Source organism: Glutamicibacter sp. BSL13, assembly GCF_052928425.1.
Genome location: NZ_JAVGCZ010000015.1, coordinates 1 through 18,172, shown reverse-complemented (window position 1 = coordinate 18,172; position 18,172 = coordinate 1). Strand labels below are relative to the sequence as shown.

Genomic DNA, 18,172 nt, shown 5'->3' with positions numbered 1-18,172 from the left:
TCGATTTAGGACCGAAATAGACACCTATGGCTCCTAGGGTGGTTTTATCCGGCACACCCAGAATGAGGAGCAATGCCATGAGCACCACCATGAAAGCCGTCAGCACCACGCTGAGCGGCGAGCGGGCCGACCTGCACCGGGCGCTGGCCAACGCCCGCCACTTCCTGCGCTTCACCGCTCAGAACCTGAGCGACGAACAGGCCGCAACCCGCGCCACCGTCAGCGAACTAACCGTCGGGGGACTGATCAAGCACGTAAGCGCCGTGGAACTGCAGTGGCAGCAGTTCATGGTCAGGGGCAAGGCCGCCATGGACTGGGACGGAGTGGACTTCTACAACATGCCGCCCGAGGCCCTGCAGGCCTTGAAAGCCGAGTTCAGCATGCAGTCCGGCGAGACGCTGGCCGGACTGCTGGAGAAGTACGCCCACATCGGCGAAGAAACCGACGCGCTGCTGGCGGAAATCGACCTGGACACGGTCCACGAATTGCCCCGGGCGCCGTGGTTTGTGGACACCCATTGGTCGGTGCGCCGCACGCTGCTGCACATCATCGGCGAAACCACCCAGCACGCCGGGCATGCGGACATTATCCGCGAGGCGCTGGATGGCCAGAAGACCATGGGCTAGCTAACCGCCGATGTACGACATCTCGATGCGTCGGCGGTTGCCGGGGGTCAGTGCCGCGCGCAGTTCCGAGTAGTTGTCATTGCGCACCCGCCACAGTCCGCTCAGGGCCACAGCCAGCTGCTCATCGTCGGCCCCGCCGCGCAGCAGGGCCCGCAGGTCGGTGCCGCCGGTGGCGAACAGGCAGGTGTACATCTGGCCCTCGGCCGAGATCCGGGCGCGGGTGCAGTTGCCGCAGAACGCATTGGTGACACTGGAAATCACGCCAATTTCCCCCTGCCCGTCGGTGAAGCGCCAGCGGTTGGCGGTCTCCCCGGGGTCGGTGCGGGCCAGCGGCTCCAGCGGGTATTTCTCATGAATCCGGGAAATCACCTCGCTGGAGGGGACCACGTCATCCAGCCGCCAGCCGTTGGTGCTGCCCACATCCATGTACTCGATGAAGCGCAGGATGTGCCCGGTGCCGCGGAAGTGTTCGACCAGGTCCAGGATTTCGTCGTCGTTGACCCCGCGCTTGAGCACCGTGTTGATCTTCACCGGTCCCAGCCCGGCCTCGGCCGCGGCGTCAATGGCCTGCAGCACCCGGGAGACCGGGAACTTCACATCGTTGATCGCCTGGAAGCGTTCTTCAATCAGTGAGTCCAGGGAAATCGTCACCCGGTTCAGCCCGGCCGCCTTCAGTGCGGCGGCCTTGACCGGCAAGGCGGAGCCGTTGGTGGTCAAGGCCAGGTCCACCGGTTCACCGCCCGGGGTGCGCAACGCGGCGAGCATCTGGATCAGCTCCTCGATGCCCCGGCGCAGCAGCGGCTCGCCGCCGGTCAGGCGCAGCTTGTGCACGCCCAAACCCACCGACACCCGGGCCAGGCGCTCGATTTCCTCAAAGCTGAGCAGTTCGGAACGCTCCCGGAACTGGAAGTCGCGCCCAAAGATTTCCTTGGGCATGCAGTACACGCAGCGGAAGTTGCAGCGGTCGGTCACCGAAATCCGCAAATCCCGCAGGGGCCGGCCCCGGGCATCACCCAACGGTACGAATGCGGGCTTGTCTGCCACGCCAACCTCCTGACTAGTCGGTGCCGCCACGATAGCAGATCGCGGCGTCGCCACCTTCAGCTTACGACAGCCAGTCTGCGCGCTGTAGGGCTCACGGGGCAAGCACCGGGCAGAATCCGCAGCCGCCGGTCAGCTCGCCCCGCCCTGCCCGCGGCCCGAGCCGCGCTTCTCAGGTCACACTTTGGTGCACCGGGCGCAGGCGATAGCATGGCGGCAACCGTTCACAATCAAGGAGTGGGTATGCGCATCCGCGGAACACTGGCACTGCTGGCACTGACGGGGCTGGGCCTGACCGGATGCTCCACCGCGGATCAGCCCGCCGATTCGCCGGCTGCGCAGGATGAAGGCCACACCCAGATCACCATCTCCGCGGCGGCCTCCCTGCAACGCTCCTTCGATGAGATCGCCAAGGACTTCCAGGAAGAACACCCGCAGATCAAGGTGAAGCACATTTCCTATGACGGCTCCTCCACCCTGGCCACCCAGATCGTGGAGGGAGCCCCGGTGGACGTCTTCGCCTCCGCCGATGAACGCAACATGGACACCGTGAGCGATGCGGGCCTGGCCATAGACCCGGTCATCTTCGCCACCAACACCCTGGTGATCGCGGTCCCGGCCGGAAACCCGGCCCACGTACAGTCCCTGGCGGATCTGTCCCGGGTGACCACGGTGCTGTGCGCACCCCAGGTCCCGTGCGGCGGGGCCTCGCAGAAGCTGCTGGATGGTGCCGGGGTGCAGCTGGAACCGGCCAGCATGGAACAGAACGTGAGCGCGGTCCTGCAGAAGGTCTCGGCCGGGGAAGCCGACGCGGGGCTGGTGTACCGCACCGATGTGGTGGGCGATGACAGCGTGGACAGCATTGTGCCCGACGGGGCGCAGGAGGTCGTGAACTCCTACCCGATTTCCGTGCTCAGCACCTCCCAGTCCCAGCAGCAGGCCGACGCCGCCCAGCAGTTCGTGGACTACGTACTTGGCGCCGAGGGCCAGGAAGTGCTGGTTGAGCACGGGTTCGGCAACGCCGGCGCCGGAGCCGAAGGCTAGGGCATGGGCCAGGCCGATGTGGGGGTGCGCGCACCCGTTGCCGCGGTGTTGCCGGCCATCCTGGGTGTGGCGCTGCTGGTGCTGCCGCTGCTGGCCCTGGTGGGCCGGGCCTCCTGGGGAACCCTGTGGGCGGATGTGACCAGCCCCAGTGCGCTGCAGGCGCTGGGGCTGTCGCTGCGCACCGGGGTGGCGGCCACCGCGCTGTGCGTGGTGCTGGGGATCCCCCTGGCCCTGGTGATTGCCCGCAGTTCACCGCGCACCGCCCAGCTGCTGCGCGCCGTGGTGGCGGTGCCGCTGGTGCTGCCGCCGATGGTCGGGGGCGTGGCGCTGCTTTTCCTCTTTGGCCGCACCAGCCCGGTGGGCCAGTTCATTGAGTCGTTGTGGGGGTTCACGCTCCCGTTTTCCACCCCGGCGGTGGTGATCGCCCAGGCGTTTGTGGCGCTGCCGTTTCTGGTGCTCTCCGTGGAGGGGGCGCTGCGCTCGGCCGGGGCCGGGTACGAGCAGGCCGCCGCCACCCTGGGGGCCGGGCGCTGGATGGTGCTGACCCGGGTGACCCTGCCCTTGGCGGCCCCGGGCCTGGTGGCCGGGGTGATCCTGTGCTTTGCCCGGGCGATTGGCGAGTTCGGGGCCACGGCCCTGTTCGCCGGCAACGCGCCGGGGGTGACCCAGACGATGCCGCTGGCCATCTACACGGCGTTCAACGGTGCCGGGACCGGGCGGGAATCCGCGGTGGCGCTGTCCCTGCTGCTGCTGGCCACCGCCGTGCTGGTGCTGGTCTGTGTGCGGGCCTGGCGTCCCGGGGCCCTGAAATGAGCCCGATGCTCACGGCCCGGTTCACGGTGCCGCGCTCCGGGTTTGAGGTTTCCATCGACCTGGAGCTGGACCGCGGCCAGGCGCTGGCCCTGATGGGTCCCAGCGGGGCGGGCAAGTCCACGATCGTGCACGCGCTGGCCGGGATCGAGCAGATCAGCGCCGGGCAGATCACCCTGGACGGGCAGCGGCTGGCCGCCCCGGGGGTGCACCTGCCCCCGCACCGGCGCGGCATTGGGCTGCTGGGCCAGGACCCGCGGCTGTTTCCGCACCTGGATGCGGCCAGCAACATCGCCTTCGGGGCGCGGGCCGGCGGCAAGGACAAGCGTCAGGCCCGGCAGGTCGCCCAAGGGTGGCTGGAACGGCTGGGCTTCCAGGCCCTGGCCGGGCAGCGTCCGGCGGCCCTGTCCGGCGGTCAGCGCCAGCGCATCGCCCTGGCCCGCGCCCTGGCGGCCGGGCCGAAGATGCTGCTGGTCGATGAGCCGTTCGCGTCACTGGATGTGGAGGCCGCCGCGGACATGCGCGAGCTGCTGCGCACCGAACTGCAGCGCACCGGGATGACCTCGATCGTGATTTCCCATTCGGCGGCGGACGCGATTGCCCTGGCCGGGCAGCTGGCGGTCATCGAGCACGGGGTGGTGGTCCAGCGCGGCCCGGTGGCCGAGGTGCTCAGCGCCCCGGTGACCCGTTTCGTGCGCGCCGTGGCCGCGACCGTGCCGGCCAAGGGCGTCTTCGGGACCGCCGGCGAACCCGGCTAGGGTCGCGGGCTCCCCGGCCCCAGGACGGCAAATGGCCTCCGGACCGAGAAGGGAACAGGAAGTCCCTTTTCGGCCCGGAGGCGGTGCCGGGCCAGCCTAGGGCCGGTTGGCGGTGATGCCGCGGCGGTTGCGCCGCCGCTCCGGGGGAGCGGTGACCGGGTCCCAGCCGCGGCGCACCGGGCGCATGCCGCTGGGGGCCTCATCGCGCGAACGGTACACGATGTAGGGACGGAACAGGTACGGGATCGGTGCGGAGAACACGTGCACCAGCCGGGTGAACGGCCATAGGGCGAACAGCAAGTTCGCGGTGATCACGTGCAGCGCGAAGGACAGCGGGATCTGCTGCATCAGCGCGGGGTCGGGCTGGAAGATCAGCAGGCTGCGCACCCAGGGTGAAATGGTTTCACGGTACGGGTAGCCGGGCCCGAACACCTGGTGGACCATGGTGGCCACGGTGCCGAAGAACAGGGTCGCCCCCAGCAGCACGTACATCAGCTTGTCCATCCGGGTGGTGGCCAGGAACACCGGTCCCACGGTGCGCCGCCGGTAGATCAGGATCACCAGCCCGGCCAGCGTCAGCACGGCCGCCGCGGTGCCCATCCAGGTGGCGCCCAGGTGGTAGAGGTGTTCGGTGACGCCGATGGCGTAGAGCCATTCGCGCGGGATCAGCAGCCCCACCACGTGGCCCACCAGCACCAGCAGGATGCCGAAGTGGAACATCGGTGAGCCCCAGCGCAGCAGCCGGTTCTCATAGCTTTGGCTTGACCGGGTGGTCCAGCCGAACTTGTCGTAGCGGTACCGCCAGATGTGGCCCACGATGAACACGGCGGCGCATGCGTAGGGCATCGCCACCCACAGCAGGAATTGCATGGTGCTCATACTCCCGTCCCCTCCCTCGGACTAAATGGTGGTAGGTTGCCCAGGAAGCTGAGCCCCACGGTCTCGGTTGGCGGGCCCTCGCTGACCAGGGACAGGATCCGTTCCTGCGTGGCCCTATCCACCGGCGGCAGGGAGAGGGTGATGGTGCGCACCACGTTCGCCCAGGGGCTGTGCATCCCCTCCAGGGCGGCGCGCAGCACCTCAATGCCCTCCACGTGCGCGGCCAGCAGCGCCCCGGCGATCTCATCGTCGCTGCGGGCGGAGAACTCCAGCACTGCTGGCAGGTAGTCCGGCAGGTCCTGGGCGTCGAACTCGAAGCCGGCCGCCCGGTAGGCCTCCAGGAAGGTGACCAGCGCGGTGCCCCGCTTGCGGGTGTCCCCGGTGGCGAAATAGCTCAGGTACAGGCTGCACTTGCGCTTCTGGTCGAAGGTGTCCACATAGCTGCGCTGCCACTGGGCCGAACCGGCCGCCCGGGAGGCGGCCACGAACTCGGTCAGCGGCCCGGCGAGCGGTGCCGGCAGCGCGGCTATGTGCGGTTCGAGCACCTCCAGCTGGGCGAACCAGTCCTCGTCGGGGTAGTCCAGCAGCAATGAGGCGAGCATGTGCACGGCGCGGCGCTGCGGGTTCTTCAGCGGCACCGGATCCAGGGTGCCGGGCAGCCGGCGGCGCGGGGTGGCGCGGTTGAGCAGCTTGGGAATCATTGCTCATTCTCCTTGGAACGCTGGTGCTGCGGCGGGAAGAGCCCCTCGGGCCGGCCATTGCCGTCCCAGTTCAGCAGGTTCACCCGTCCCGGAGTGGAGGGCCGGTCCGCGGTCTGCCGGCTCTGCAGCGAATGGAAGTTCTCCACCGCCACCGGCACCTGCTCGCCGCTGGAGGAGCCGAACGGCCCGGCCCCGCCCATGCCCGGTCCGCCCTCGAACTCCAGCGAACAGCCCATTTCCTCCAGGTCGTGGGCCTGCTCGGCGTGGGCCGGGGGGATCACATAGCGTTCCTCGTACTTCGCGATCGCCAGCAGCCGGTACATTTCCTCGATCTGCGGCCCGCTCATGCCCACCGCGTTCGCGATCGACTCATCACGCACGTCATCGATGGACACCCCGCGCATGTAGGAGCGCATGGCCGCCAGCTTGCGCAGCGCCAGGTCCACCGGGGCGGTGTCCCCGGCGGTGAACAGCTCGGCCAGGTAGCCGATCGGGATGCGCAGCTTGTCAATCGCCGCGAACAGGTTGTTCGCGTCCTCCCCGTCGTTGCCGGTGCCGGTGACCACGTCCACCACCGGGGACAGCGGCGGGATGTACCAGACCATCGGCATGGTGCGGTACTCCGGGTGCAGCGGCAGCGCCACCTGGTAGTCGCGGATCAGCTTCCAGATCGGGCTCTGCTGGGCGGCGGTGATCCAGTCCTCGTCCATCCCCTCGGCGCGGGCCGCGGCGATGACCTCGGGATCACGCGGATCCAGCAGCACCTGGCGCTGGGCCTCGAGCAGCTCGTGCTCGTCCTCCACGCTGGCCGCGTCGGCCACCGCGTCCGCGTCGTAGAGCACCAGGCCCAGGTAGCGCAGGCGCCCCACACAGGTTTCGGCGCACACGGTGGGCAGGCCCACCTCGATGCGCGGGTAGCAGAACGTACATTTTTCGGCCTTGCCGGTGCGGTGGTTGAAGTACACCTTCTTGTACGGGCAGCCCGAGACGCACATCCGCCAGCCGCGGCAGGCATCCTGGTCCACCAGCACGATCCCGTCCTCGGCCCGCTTGTACATCGCCCCGGAGGGGCAGGAGGCCACGCAGGAGGGGTTCAGGCAGTGCTCGCAGATGCGCGGCAGGTAGAACATGAAGGCCTTCTCGTACTCGGCCTTCACCTCCTCGCTCATCTTGGCCAGGATCGGGTCATCGGCCATGGTTTCCAGCGAGCCGCCCAGGTTGTCATCCCAGTTCGCCGACCAGCCGATCTTCATGTCCTTGCCGGTGAGCAGGCTCTTGGGCCTGGCCACCGGGGTGTGCTCCCCGGAAGGGGAGTTCAGCAGCATGTCGTAGTCGTAGGTCCACGGCTCGTAGTAGTCCTGGATTTCGGGCAGCTTCGGGTTGGAGAAGATGCGCGAGAGCTTGTGCAGCCGGCCGCCGTCCTTCAGCTTCAGCCGGCCGCGCTTGGTGCGCTCCCAGCCGCCGCGCCACTTCTCCTGGTCCTCATAGGTGCGCGGGTAACCCACCCCGGGGCGGGTCTCCACGTTGTTGAACCACACGTACTCCACCCCGGAACGGTTCGTCCAGGCCTGCTTGCAGGTCACCGAGCAGGTGTGGCAGCCAATGCACTTGTCCAGGTTCATCACCATCGACATCTGGGCCATGACCTTCATCGGTATTGCACCTCCTGGTTGCGGCGACGGATCGTGGTGACCTCATCGCGCTGGTTTCCGGTTGGACCAAGGTAGTTGAACGCCCAGGCCAGCTGGCCGTAGCCGCCGATCAGGTGGCTGGGCTTCATCAGGATCCGGGTCAGTGAGTTGTGGATGCCGCCGCGCAGCCCGCTCGTTTCGGCGATCGGCACGTCCACGGTGCGGTCCTTGGCGTGGTACATGTACACCGTGCCCTCGGGCATGCGGTGCGAGACGATCGCGCGGGCCACGACCACGCCGTTGCGGTTGTAGGACTCAATCCACTCGTTGTCCCGCACCCCGATCTTCGCGGCGTCCTGCGGGCTCATCCAGATGGTCGGTCCGCCGCGGGAGAGGGAGAGCATGAACAGGTTGTCCTGGTATTCGGAGTGGATCGACCACTTCGAGTGCGGGGTCAGGTAGCGCACCGCCACCTCGGCGTTGCCCGACTCGTGTTCGCTGGTGCGCCCCAGCTGCGCGTCCCCGTACAACCGGTGCATGTCCAGCGGTGGACGGTAGATCGGCAGGGCCTCGCCCAGCTCGTCCATCCAGTCGTGGTCCAGGTAGAAGTGCTGGCGCCCGGTGAGCGTGTGCCAGGGCTTGAGGTGCTCCACGTTGATCGCGAACGCCGTGTAGCGCCGGCCCCCGTGTTCGGAGCCGGACCATTCCGGGGAGGTGATCACGCTGCGCGGCTGGACCTGCACGTCATGGAAGGAGATGTGAGTGCCCTCGTGCTCCTCGGAGAGGAAGGCCATCTTCTGCCCGGTGTGCTCCTCCAGCGCCCGGAACCCCTGCGTGGCCAGCCGCCCGTTGGAGGTGCCGGAGAACGCCAGGATCATCTCGCACGCGCGCCGGTCGGTGTCCAGGCGCACATGCCCGGCGTACGGGCCGGAGGGCACGGTGCCGTTCAGCCCCTCCAGGGTGCTGATCTCCGGTTCCGGGTGGTAGTTGATGCCCTTGGTGGTCATCCCCATTTTGGCGGTCAGCGGGCCCAGGCTGCGCCACTGGTCGAACAGGTTCGGGTAGTCGCGTTCGACCACCTTCAGCTTGGGCATGCTCACCCCGGGCACCAGCGGCACCTCGCGCTGCACCCGCCCCTTGGGGGTGGCCATCGCATCCGGGGTGTCGTGCTGCAGCGGGGTGGCGACCAGGTCCCTGCGCACCCCCAGGTGCTTGGCGGAGTACTGGCTGAAGCGCTGGGCCATCAGCCCGAACAGTTCGAAGTCGGTCTTCGTCTGCCAGGGCGGGGCGATCGCCGGGTTGAAGGAGTGGATGAACGGGTGCATGTCCGTGGAGGACAGGTCGTATTTCTCGTACCAGGTGGCGGCCGGGAAGACCAGGTCGGAGAACAGCGTGGTGCTGGTCATCCGGAAGTCCGCGGTGGCCAGCAAATCCAGCTTGCCCTCCGGGGCCTGCTCATGCCAGGCCATCTGCTGCGGCCGGGAGCCCTCGGCGGCCTCGGGGGCGCGCACCGCCGCGTTGGTGCCCAGCAGGTGCTTGAGGAAGTACTCGTTGCCCTTGCCGGAGGAGCCGAGCACGTTGGCCCGCCACATCAGGATCACCCGCGGGAAGTTCGCCGCATCATCCGGGTCCTCGCAGGCGTAGGCCAGCGAGCCGTCGTTCAGCGAATCCACCACGTGCTGCGCCGGGTCCTTGCCGGCGGCCTCGGCCTCATCCACCAGATCCAGCGGGTTGCGGTTGTAGGTGGGGTAGGAGGGCATCCAGCCGCGCTTGGCCGATTCGACCAGGCAGTCCGCGGTGGTCAGCCCGTCGAAGTGGCCGCGGGCCAGCGGGGAGGCCAGCTGGTTGGCCGGCAGCCCGTCGTAGCGCCACTGGTCGGTGGACAGGTACCAGAACGCGGTGCCGATGGTGTAGCGCGGGGGCCGCACCCAGTCCGAGGCGCCGGCGTACTGCTGGTAGCCGGTGAGCGGGCGGACCTTTTCCTGGCCCACGTAGTGCGCCCAGCCCCCGCCGTTGACGCCCTGGCAGCCGGTCATCATGGTCAGCGCCAGGAAGGTGCGGTAGATGGTGTCCGAGTGGAACCAGTGGTTGGTGCCCGCGCCCATCAGGATCATCGAGCGTCCCCCGGACTTCTCCGCGTTGTCCGCGAATTCCCGGGCGATGCGGATCGCCTGCTCGGCCGGCACGTTGGTGTGCTCCTGCTGCCAGGCCGGGGTGCCCGGGGCGGTGGCGTCATCGTAGCCGGTGGGCCACACCCCCGGCATGCCCGCACGCTGCACCGCGTAGCGGGCGAGCATCAGATCGAACACGGTGGTGACCAGCTTGCCGGCCACCCGCATCACCGGCACGCCGCGGGTGAGGATCCCCGAACCGCCGGCGTGTTCCTGCCCGGCCTCCGGTTCCAGGTCGAAGCGCGGCAGGTTGACCTCGCTGGCCGCGCCGTCCCAGCCATCCAGGTCCGCGACCGAGAGCATCGGGGTGATGTCCCCCAGGTCCAGGTTCCATTCGCCCTTGTCTTCGGCGGCGAAGCGGTGGCCCAGGGTGCCGTTGGGGACCCGGGCGGTGCCGCTGGCGTCCAGCAGCACCGGCTTGAACTCGGCGTTGGCGGCACCGGCGGCCTGCCCGCCCAGATCCGCGGCGGTGAGGAACTTGCCCGGCACCGGCAGCCCGTTGGCTTCATCGATTTCCACCAGGAACGGGGAGTCGGTGTAGCGGCGCATGTAGTCCTGGAAGGGGGCGGTGCGCTTGGCCACGTAGTGCTCGTTGAGGATCACGTGGCCCATCGCCATGCCCAGTGCGGCGTCGGTGCCCGGGTGCAGGGCCACCCATTCGTCGGCGAACTTGGTGTTGTCGGTGTAGTCGGGGGAGACGGTGACGACCTTCTGGCCGCGGTAGCGCGCCTCGGCCATGAAGTGCGCGTCCGGGGTGCGGGTCACCGGCACGTTCGAGCCCCACATGATCAGGTAGCCGGCGTTCCACCAGTCCGCGGATTCCGGCACGTCGGTCTGGTCCCCGAACACCTGGGGGCTGGCCACCGGCAGGTCGGCGTACCAGTCGTAGAAGGAGAGCATGGTCCCGCCCACCAGGTTCAGGTAGCGTGCCCCCGCCCCGTGGGAGACCATCGACATCGCCGGGATCGGGGAGAACCCGGCGATCCGGTCCGGGCCGTACTTCTTCACCGAGTACACCTGGGCGGCCGCCGCGATCTCCATCGACTCGTCCCAGGTGGTGCGGATCAGCCCGCCCTTGCCGCGGGCCTGCTTGTAGCGCTTGGCCTTGACCGGGTCCTCCACGATCGAGGCCCAGGCGTCCACCGGGTCGGGGTGTTCGGCCTTCGCCGCCCGGTACAGTTCGGCCAGCACGTCGCGGATGTACGGGTAGCGCACCCGGGTGGGCGAGTAGGTGTACCAGCTGAAGGCGGCGCCGCGCGGGCAGCCGCGCGGTTCATATTCGGGGGAGTCCGGGCCCACCGACGGGTAGTCGGTCTGCTGCGTTTCCCAGGTGATGATCCCGTCCTTGACGTAGACCTTCCAGGAGCATGATCCGGTGCAGTTCACCCCGTGGGTGGAGCGCACCACCTTGTCGTGCGACCATCGGTCGCGGTAGAAGACATCACCCTGGCGTCCTCCGGAGAGGAACATCGCCCGCAGATCCTGGCTGGTTTCCCCGCGGCGCAGGTACTTGCCCATGGTCAGCAGCGAATCGGCCAGTGGTCCGTCGGTGGCCGGTGTTGTGTGGTTTGGCCTTTCGGTCATGACAGTGACTCCCAACTGTGACGCTTGACTCAAGCTTCGTCCTTTGTCTCGATAGATGCAAGGGTTCTTCCCCGGGTGTCACTGGAAGTGAGATTTCACATTCCCTAGATAAAAATGTTTGTTTCACTAGCGCGTTGGCGTTTGAGCGGTTAGTGTGCACAACAAGTGGTAGTGCAGCACCTGACGGTTACGGTGGAGGAAAACCATGAGCCAGAAGTCCCCAGCACAAGCCGCGCAGACGTCCCCGGAGCTGCGTGGGCAATTCCCGCAGCTGCTGCTGGCCACGCTCGCCAGCGCCGTGGGTTTCTGGGCCTGGATGCTGATTTCCCCGATTCAAACCCACTACGCGGAGCTGATGAAGCTGGGCGAGGGGCAGATTTCCCTGATGCTGGCCACCCCGGTGCTGGTCGGTGCGCTGGGGCGCATCGTGATCGGTTCGCTGACCGACCGCTTCGGGGCCAGAAAGATGTTCACCGTGGTGCTGCTGGCCTCCGTGCCGGCCGTGCTGCTGGTGGCGCTGGCCGGAACGCTGGGCAGCTTCGCACTGCTGATCGCCTCGGGCACCTACCTGGGCATCGCCGGCACCATCTTCGCGGTCGGGGTGCCCTTCGCCAGCGCCTGGTATGAGCCGCGCCGACGCGGTTTTGCCAACGGCGTGTTCGGCATGGGCATGATCGGCACCGCGGTGTCCGCATTCTTCACCCCCCGGCTGCTGCGCCAGCTCGGCTACTTCGAAACCCACCTGTTCATTGCCGGCCTGCTGGTGCTCAGCGCCGCGGCCGTGTGGTTCTTCATGCGCGAATCCCCGGCCTGGACCCCGAACCGCCAGCCGCTGCTGCCGAAGCTGATCGACACGCTGAAGCTGCCGATCACCTGGGAGATGTCCTTCCTGTACGGCATAGTGTTCGGCGGGTTCGTCGCGTTTTCCACCTTCCTGCCCAAATACCTTGTCACCATCTACCCCGATGACGTGGACCCGGTGGGGGCCGGCGCCCGCACCGCGCTGTTTGCGGTGGCCGCGGTGATTGCCCGGCCGATCGGCGGCGTGCTGGCCGACAAGTTCGGTCCGAAGCTGATTGCCCTGATCTCCCTGGCCGGGATCGTCTCGCTGGCCTACATCGTGGGCATGCAGCCCCCGGAGGGCATCCTGACCGGCATCACCTTCCTGCTGATGGCCTCGGCCATGGGCCTGGGCATGGGCGCCGTGTTCGCCTGGATCGGGCCCTCGACCCCGCCGGAGAAGGTGGGCGCGGTCTCCGGCGTGGTCGCCGCCGCCGGTGGCCTGGGCGGCTACTTCCCGCCGCTGGCGATGGGCGCGACCTACCACGCCGAAACCAACTCCTACGCGCTGGGGCTGTGGCTGCTGGTGCTGGTGGGCACGTTCGCGCTGATTGTGGCCGGCATGCTGCGCGGCACCAAGGGCCGCGGCGGCATGTAACACCGGCCAGGCGCATGCCACATGGGCCTTTGCGGCTGACTTTGGGGTGCCAATGGGGGCATACTGGCGGTAGGCAACCGAAAGGACGCAGATGGCCCTGACCCCCGAAGCGCACCTGGAGTGGATCCTGGATCAGCTGAGCCCCCTGCCTGCCCGGCAATACAGCCTGGCCAACGGCTTCCACCACCTGTACGGCACCGTGCTGGCCGAGGACTTCGCCGCCCGCCACCCGCTGCCGCTGTGGGACAATTCGGCCATGGACGGGTACGCGGTGCGTGCCGCCGACACCCGCGGCGCCAGTGACAGCACGCCGGTCACCCTGCGGGTGCTGGGCGAAATCCCGGCCGGCAGCACCCAGGACCCGGCCCTGGAACCCGGGCAGGCGGTGCGGATCATGACCGGGGCGCCGCTGCCCACCGACGCGGACGCCGTGCTGCGGGTGGAGGACACCCTGGGCGAGGACGGGCAGCGCTGGGGCACCGGGCAGGTCACGATCCTGCGTGAGGTCCAGCCGGGCAAGGACATCCGGCACCGCGGTGAGGACCGTGCCGCCGGGGACCTGGTTGCCGCCGCCGGACAGCAGGTGGACGCGGCACTGCTCTCCGCACTGGCCGCCGCCGGGGCCGAACGGCTCTTGGTGCGCCCACTGCCCACCGCCGCGGTCCTGGTGACCGGCGCGGAACTGCAGGAGGTGGGCGCGGTGCTGCAGCGCGGGCAGATTCCCGAATCGAACTCCTGGCTGATGCAGGGGCTGCTCACCGAAGCCGGCATCACCCAGATCACCGTGCAGCGCTGCACCGATGACACCGACCTGGTGCGTGAACAACTCGCCCGGTTGGGGGCCAGCCACGATGTGGTGATCTCCACCGGCGGGGTGGGCCCGGGCACCCACGACGTGATGCGCCAGGTGCTGCAGGACGAGCCGGGGGTGCGGGCGGTGCGGGTGGCCCTGCGTCCCGGAGCCCCGCAGTGCGCCGGACGCCTGGAATCCGGGGCGATGATGTTCGCCCTGCCCGGCAACCCGGTCAGCGCCGCGGTCGGATTCGAGCTCTTTGTGCGTCCGGCCCTGCGCGCCCTGCAGGGCAACGCACAACTGCACCGGCCCCGGCTGCGCGCCACCGCGGCCGTGGGATGGAAATCCTCGGTGGGGCGGCTGCAGGTGCTGCCGGTCGTCTTTGACCCGGTGAACCCGCAATTGTGCGCCCCGGCCGTACAGGCCCAGGCGATCTCCCATTCAGTGGGCGGCTTCGGGGCGGCCGAGGGCTACGCCCTGGTCGGGCCCGAACAGGGAGACGTGCAGGCCGGAGACCAGGTCGAAGTGTTGCGGGTTAAACCATGACGGAAGCACCTGCGCCAGGGAACCAGCGGCCAGCGAACACGCCGGAGGCGGGCGCCGGATTTGACGCCCTGGTATTGGCCGGCGGGCGCGGCACCCGCCTGGGCGGGGCGGACAAGGCGGCCCTGACCCTGCACGGACAACGGCTGGTGGACCGGGTCATCACCGCGGCACGAAGCGCCGGAGCAAACCAGGTGGTCGTCATCGGCCCACCGCACGCCGGCACCGAAGCGGACCGGGTCGTGCGCGAGGAACCAGCATATGGTGGACCGCTGGCGGCACTGGCCGCCGGGATCCGCGCCGTGGACAGCGAATGGGTCATGGTGCTGGCCTGCGACCTGCAGCACCCGCTGGCGGTGGCCACCGCGCTGCGCACCGCCAGCGGCATGGAGCTGGGGGATGGGGCGCTGCTGGAGGACGAGGAAGGCCACCTGCAGTGGCTGGCCGGCTACTATCGCACCGCCGCGATCACCGCCGCCTGTAAACGGCTCGGGGATGAGGTGGCCAACGCGCCGCTGCGCCGGGTCCTGGGTGAGCTGGAGCTGCACCGGATTCCGGTGGGTGAAAGACTCAGCGACGACATCGACACCCCGCAGGCCCTGGCCACCGCGCGGCAAAGCACGAAACCGGTGGAGCCGGACGACGCGCGCGGCCCCGGGCAACCTGGGGCCGGCCGCCAAGCGTCGGCCCAACCCACACCAAACTGAGCGAGAACACGACCAGCGCCACGCAAAGGGTGGCCGTGAAAGGAATTCGAAAATGGCACAGCATCTCCCGCCGGAGGCCCTGGATGAATGGCTGAGCGCGGCAGCCGCCGAACTGGGCCTGGATGAAAACGAGGTGGACATTGCCACCATCCTGGACGTCGCCAAGCACGTCGCCCACGACGTCGCGCGCCCCGCGGCCCCCTTGAGCACCTTCCTGCTGGGCCTCGCCCTGGGACGCGCGGGCGAACAGGGCTCGCTGGCGGCGCTCGCCGGCCAGCTGACCGAGCGGGCCCACCGGTGGGAGCAGGAAAGCCCCCAGTAGGAAGATCTGGTGAGGTGCTACCCGGCCAGCAGGGCCTTCTAGAGGTCCAGGATCTGCCGGTTGTGGGGCAGCTGGCCGTGGAACGTAATCGGTACCGGGGCAGCACGGCCGGGCTGCGGGCCATCTATTGCCTGCAGGTGCAGGTGCGGTTCGGTGCTGTTGCCGGTATTGCCGCAGCGTCCCACGGGCTGCCCGGGAGCGAGGTGTTGTCCCACCTCCACCTTCACGCTGTCCTGCATGAGGTGGCAAAGCGCCACGATGATTCCGTCGTGCTCGATCATCACATGGTTGCCGGCCAGTCCCGGCCAGCCGGCGCGGACCCGGGCGCGCTGGCCCAGCGCGTAGCCAACCGAGGCCAGGGCGCGGTGGGCTTGATGATCCGGGATGGCGTGCTCAACGGCGATCACCCGACCGCCGCACGGGGTCAGTACCCTGCGGCCAAAGCCAGGGAACGCGGCAGCCGGTTCGCGCCCACGCCAGGTGTTCCACGTCAGTGGGGCACGGCGCCCGCTGTCACCCACGGGCACAAAATCGATGGCATGGGAACTGGCGAACAACGTCGTTCCATGGCTCGGCACACGGTTGGCCGGACTATTTTGCACCAGCCACCTGCCGGTGAATGGGTAGTCCAGGTCGATCTGCGCTGTCATGGCAACCCCGTGGCTCGGTCATTTGCGTGTTGCCCGCATTCTTGCATCACCGTCTGGAATTTGCCGGTGAGCACGGGGTTGCCGAGCCGGACTGCGGTGCTGTGGAGCTGATCTTCCGTTGTTTCGCCTAGGCTTCGTGTGGGGCCAGGAAAGCCTTCGGAATCAGTTCGGCGCCGGAGACATTCTCCAGGAACTCCGGTTCAATGGGCACCCCGGTGCGCAGAACGCTGATCTGCCCGGTGGGTTCGAGGACGACGCAGGCGATTTCCGAGCGGTTGCGGACCCCGCTCAAGCGCAGCCGGGAGAGCAGCTCGCTTTCCGAGACGTGAGTGCGCTTCAGATTCGCGGTGATGAATTCTTCCCCGGCCATCAGCAGGTACGCCTTGTTGTTGACTGCGGCCCGGCCCCGTGGAAATCGGCGCAGCTGACCGGTGAGGGCCTGCAGAACCAACAGGGTCACCAAGCCCAGCGCCCCGGCGGCCAGTGTTGGGGTGTAGCCGAGGATCGCGCGGCCAATGACGGCGCCGAAAGCCACCACCGCCGCCAGGTCAAAGCTGGACAGGTTAGCCATCGTGCGCTGACCGAGCACTCTAATCGCCACGAGCACCAGAACGTATAGCGCAATCGCGGAAAGCACCACGCGCCCGGCGTCGGCCCAAGTTAGTCCGAAATCATGCCACACAAAGAATCCCCTCTAACATCGTCGCTGGAGTGCTTTCGCCCCAACCCATCCTCTCAATAGGGCAGGCACCCGACCGAATTGAACCCAGGACAAAGCGCAACCGAATCGGTCGCAATCGGGGAGCAGACCACCAGTGCATGAGACGGAGAGGACCCGGAACCTCTAATGTCATGGGTTGTGAACATGAGAGTGTTTGGGCCTACGGGGACCCGCGCGTTGAGAATCCTCGGGCGGTTTGGCCTAGTTAAACCGGGGCCTTACCACGGGCTCACCCATTATTCAGATCCTTCTTGATGCCCACTGCTGCAAATCCGAGGGCTATGGCGAAGCAAATCCAGAGTGCGCCGAACGCAACCGGGTATGCGCCGCCGCCTATCAAGGTCATGGCGCCCATGAGCAGTCCGGTCAGGACCATGGTGATGGTGAAGCGGTGCGTGATGATCTTCTTCATGGCGTTGAGAATTGCCAGCTGTGTTTGCCGGGCGACCCAGGCAGTAGCCACATTTCACGTTCTGGCTTCTGGAACTGCTCACTTCCCGCTCGCGGCCACGCGTGATCATGCTGGCTCACTGCGGTAAGGGTGTCGTGGCAAGCAAACGACGGAGACTAGCTCGTTCCCTTGCACTTCCTTCCTCTGATTATCGTTTCCCGTGCAGGAGAGTGGCCGCTTTTTCTGGTGCGTTTCCCGATCGGGGCCATAAGGATAATTGTGCACGTCGAAGCCGACATTTTGCCTCAGCCAACAACTCGGTTCCATGCCCGCACTTTGAATTCAGGAAGAGAAAAACCCCGTAGATTCATAACCTACGGGGTTCATCGTGGCGGTGACGGTGGGATTTGAAACCTTTAGCGGCTCTTCACAATCCAGGGTGTAATACGGGTCTGAACCCGCCAGATTCCAAGAGCGAACGGGCAATATAATTCGCTAGGCTCCGGAACCCCAGAGCGCTGCCGCGCAGGTGTTCCAACCTCCCATTGATCGCTTCGGTGGGCCCGTTCGAGGTGCCTGCCCGGTCAAAGTAAGCCAGGATATCCCCGGCCCGGCGTTTCAGGGTGCGGCCCAGGGACGCCAGTTCGGGCAGCCCGGTAGGAATTTTTGCTTTGATCAGCTCGATGACCTGCTCCATCGACCACCTGCCGATGCTCTTCTCCTTTTGCCGGTACGCGTCCACGATGCGCTGATAGATGTTCCAGGTGAACTGCACCGGTTCGTGCTGCTGATCATCAAATAAGGCATCAAGCCGTTCAATCTGCTTCTCAGTCAGCAAACCATCCCCGGTCAACAGCGTGCGCCGTGCCGCATAGAGCGGATCACCCTTGCGGCCGCGGTGACCACAGGTGTCTTGCTGCACCCGTTGACGGCACTTATCCAACGCTTCGGCAGCAAGGCGCACCACATGGAAGGGATCCATCACTTCTACCGCGTCCGGGAGTTCCTCGGCAGCTGCGGTTTTGAAGCCGCTGAACCCGTCCATGGCCACCACTTCAATCCCGTCCCGCCATTCTTGGGGCCGGTTCGCGAGCCAGGACTTGAACACGGCCTTGGAGCGGCCTTGGACCATGTCCAGCAGCCGGGCCGGGCCAGCACCTTCGGTGACCGGAGTCAGGTCAATAATCACGGTGACGTATTTGCCTCCACTGCGGGTGTGGCGCCATACGTGCTCGTCCACCCCAATGACTTTCACCCCGTTGAACCGTTCAGGCTTGTTGATCAGCACCCGTTGCCCCTGACCCAACACCGCGTCATTAGCGGTATTCCAGGACACGCCCAACCCCTCAGCGACCCGGGCCA

17 protein-coding genes are annotated in these 18,172 nt (G+C 67.4%); 8 read left to right on the top strand and 9 right to left on the bottom strand.

Features of this window, described 5'->3' with window-relative positions:
• Positions 1–77: 77 nt before the first annotated feature.
• Complete coding sequence (locus tag RCJ92_RS04470) at positions 78–626, top strand: DinB family protein (RefSeq protein ID WP_138175016.1); 549 nt, start codon at positions 78–80, stop codon at positions 624–626.
• On the opposite strand, the gene moaA is transcribed toward RCJ92_RS04470, so the two are convergent.
• The gene (gene moaA / locus RCJ92_RS04465) at positions 627–1,670 is read right to left on the bottom strand and encodes a GTP 3',8-cyclase MoaA (RefSeq protein WP_446753868.1); all 1,044 of its coding nucleotides are present in this window, start codon (positions 1,668–1,670) and stop codon (positions 627–629) included.
• 240 nt (positions 1,671–1,910) lie between these two features.
• Between moaA and modA the strand changes: the two genes are divergently transcribed.
• From modA to RCJ92_RS04450, 3 genes are read left to right on the top strand one after another with little or no spacing between them, the layout of a single operon-like run.
• Entirely contained in the window at positions 1,911–2,711 is an 801-nt protein-coding gene (gene modA, locus RCJ92_RS04460; protein WP_446753867.1) for a molybdate ABC transporter substrate-binding protein, read from the top strand.
• Positions 2,712–2,714: 3 nt separating this feature from the next.
• The gene (locus RCJ92_RS04455) at positions 2,715–3,524 is read left to right on the top strand and encodes an ABC transporter permease (RefSeq protein WP_138175010.1); all 810 of its coding nucleotides are present in this window, start codon (positions 2,715–2,717) and stop codon (positions 3,522–3,524) included.
• Positions 3,521–4,279 (top strand): ABC transporter ATP-binding protein, encoded by a 759-nt coding sequence (locus RCJ92_RS04450; protein WP_446753866.1) that lies wholly within the window; start codon positions 3,521–3,523, stop codon positions 4,277–4,279. The genes RCJ92_RS04455 and RCJ92_RS04450 overlap by 4 nt, the downstream gene beginning before the upstream one ends.
• A 96-nt stretch (positions 4,280–4,375) precedes the next feature.
• Here RCJ92_RS04450 and narI read toward each other — a convergent pair whose 3' ends face one another.
• Genes narI through RCJ92_RS04430 form a run of 4 tightly spaced genes read right to left on the bottom strand, consistent with a single transcriptional unit; the run spans position 4,376 to position 11,245 of the window.
• Complete coding sequence (gene narI / locus RCJ92_RS04445; protein ID WP_171021142.1) at positions 4,376–5,158, bottom strand: respiratory nitrate reductase subunit gamma; 783 nt, start codon at positions 5,156–5,158, stop codon at positions 4,376–4,378.
• A complete protein-coding gene (gene narJ / locus RCJ92_RS04440; protein ID WP_138175006.1) occupies positions 5,155–5,859 on the bottom strand; it encodes a nitrate reductase molybdenum cofactor assembly chaperone in 705 nt (234 codons plus the stop codon). The genes narI and narJ overlap by 4 nt, the downstream gene beginning before the upstream one ends.
• On the bottom strand, positions 5,856–7,511 hold the full coding sequence (gene narH / locus RCJ92_RS04435) for a nitrate reductase subunit beta (RefSeq protein WP_138175004.1): 1,656 nt from the start codon (positions 7,509–7,511) through the stop codon (positions 5,856–5,858). The genes narJ and narH overlap by 4 nt, the downstream gene beginning before the upstream one ends.
• On the bottom strand, positions 7,508–11,245 hold the full coding sequence (locus RCJ92_RS04430; RefSeq protein ID WP_446753865.1) for a nitrate reductase subunit alpha: 3,738 nt from the start codon (positions 11,243–11,245) through the stop codon (positions 7,508–7,510). Before RCJ92_RS04430 ends, narH begins: the two co-directional genes overlap by 4 nt.
• Positions 11,246–11,450: 205 nt before the next feature.
• Here RCJ92_RS04430 and RCJ92_RS04425 point away from each other — a divergent pair, with 205 nt between their 5' ends.
• The 4 genes from RCJ92_RS04425 to RCJ92_RS04410 all read left to right on the top strand — a co-directional run bounded on the left by RCJ92_RS04425 (position 11,451) and on the right by RCJ92_RS04410 (position 15,048).
• Complete coding sequence (locus RCJ92_RS04425; RefSeq protein WP_138175000.1) at positions 11,451–12,683, top strand: MFS transporter; 1,233 nt, start codon at positions 11,451–11,453, stop codon at positions 12,681–12,683.
• A gap of 91 nt (positions 12,684–12,774) precedes the next feature.
• Positions 12,775–14,022 (top strand): molybdopterin molybdotransferase MoeA, encoded by a 1,248-nt coding sequence (locus tag RCJ92_RS04420; RefSeq protein WP_446753864.1) that lies wholly within the window; start codon positions 12,775–12,777, stop codon positions 14,020–14,022.
• Positions 14,019–14,726 carry a molybdenum cofactor guanylyltransferase gene (gene mobA, locus RCJ92_RS04415; RefSeq protein WP_446753863.1) on the top strand — a complete coding sequence of 236 codons (708 nt, stop codon included), beginning with the start codon at positions 14,019–14,021 and terminating at the stop codon, positions 14,724–14,726. The genes RCJ92_RS04420 and mobA overlap by 4 nt, the downstream gene beginning before the upstream one ends.
• Before the next feature lie 52 nt (positions 14,727–14,778).
• Positions 14,779–15,048, top strand: a complete 270-nt coding sequence (locus RCJ92_RS04410; protein WP_446753862.1) for a DUF6457 domain-containing protein — start codon at positions 14,779–14,781, stop codon at positions 15,046–15,048.
• A 38-nt stretch (positions 15,049–15,086) separates the two neighbouring features.
• Here RCJ92_RS04410 and RCJ92_RS04405 read toward each other — a convergent pair whose 3' ends face one another.
• From RCJ92_RS04405 to RCJ92_RS04390, 4 genes are all read right to left on the bottom strand, one after another.
• Complete coding sequence (locus RCJ92_RS04405) at positions 15,087–15,698, bottom strand: M23 family metallopeptidase (protein WP_446753861.1); 612 nt, start codon at positions 15,696–15,698, stop codon at positions 15,087–15,089.
• A gap of 127 nt (positions 15,699–15,825) precedes the next feature.
• Positions 15,826–16,269, bottom strand: a complete 444-nt coding sequence (locus tag RCJ92_RS04400; RefSeq protein ID WP_446753860.1) for a DUF421 domain-containing protein — start codon at positions 16,267–16,269, stop codon at positions 15,826–15,828.
• A gap of 379 nt (positions 16,270–16,648) precedes the next feature.
• The gene (locus RCJ92_RS04395) at positions 16,649–16,831 is read right to left on the bottom strand and encodes a hypothetical protein (RefSeq protein ID WP_446753859.1); all 183 of its coding nucleotides are present in this window, start codon (positions 16,829–16,831) and stop codon (positions 16,649–16,651) included.
• A gap of 406 nt (positions 16,832–17,237) precedes the next feature.
• On the bottom strand, positions 17,238–18,172 hold a 935-nt coding region (locus RCJ92_RS04390), incomplete at its 5' end, for an ISL3 family transposase (protein WP_446753858.1).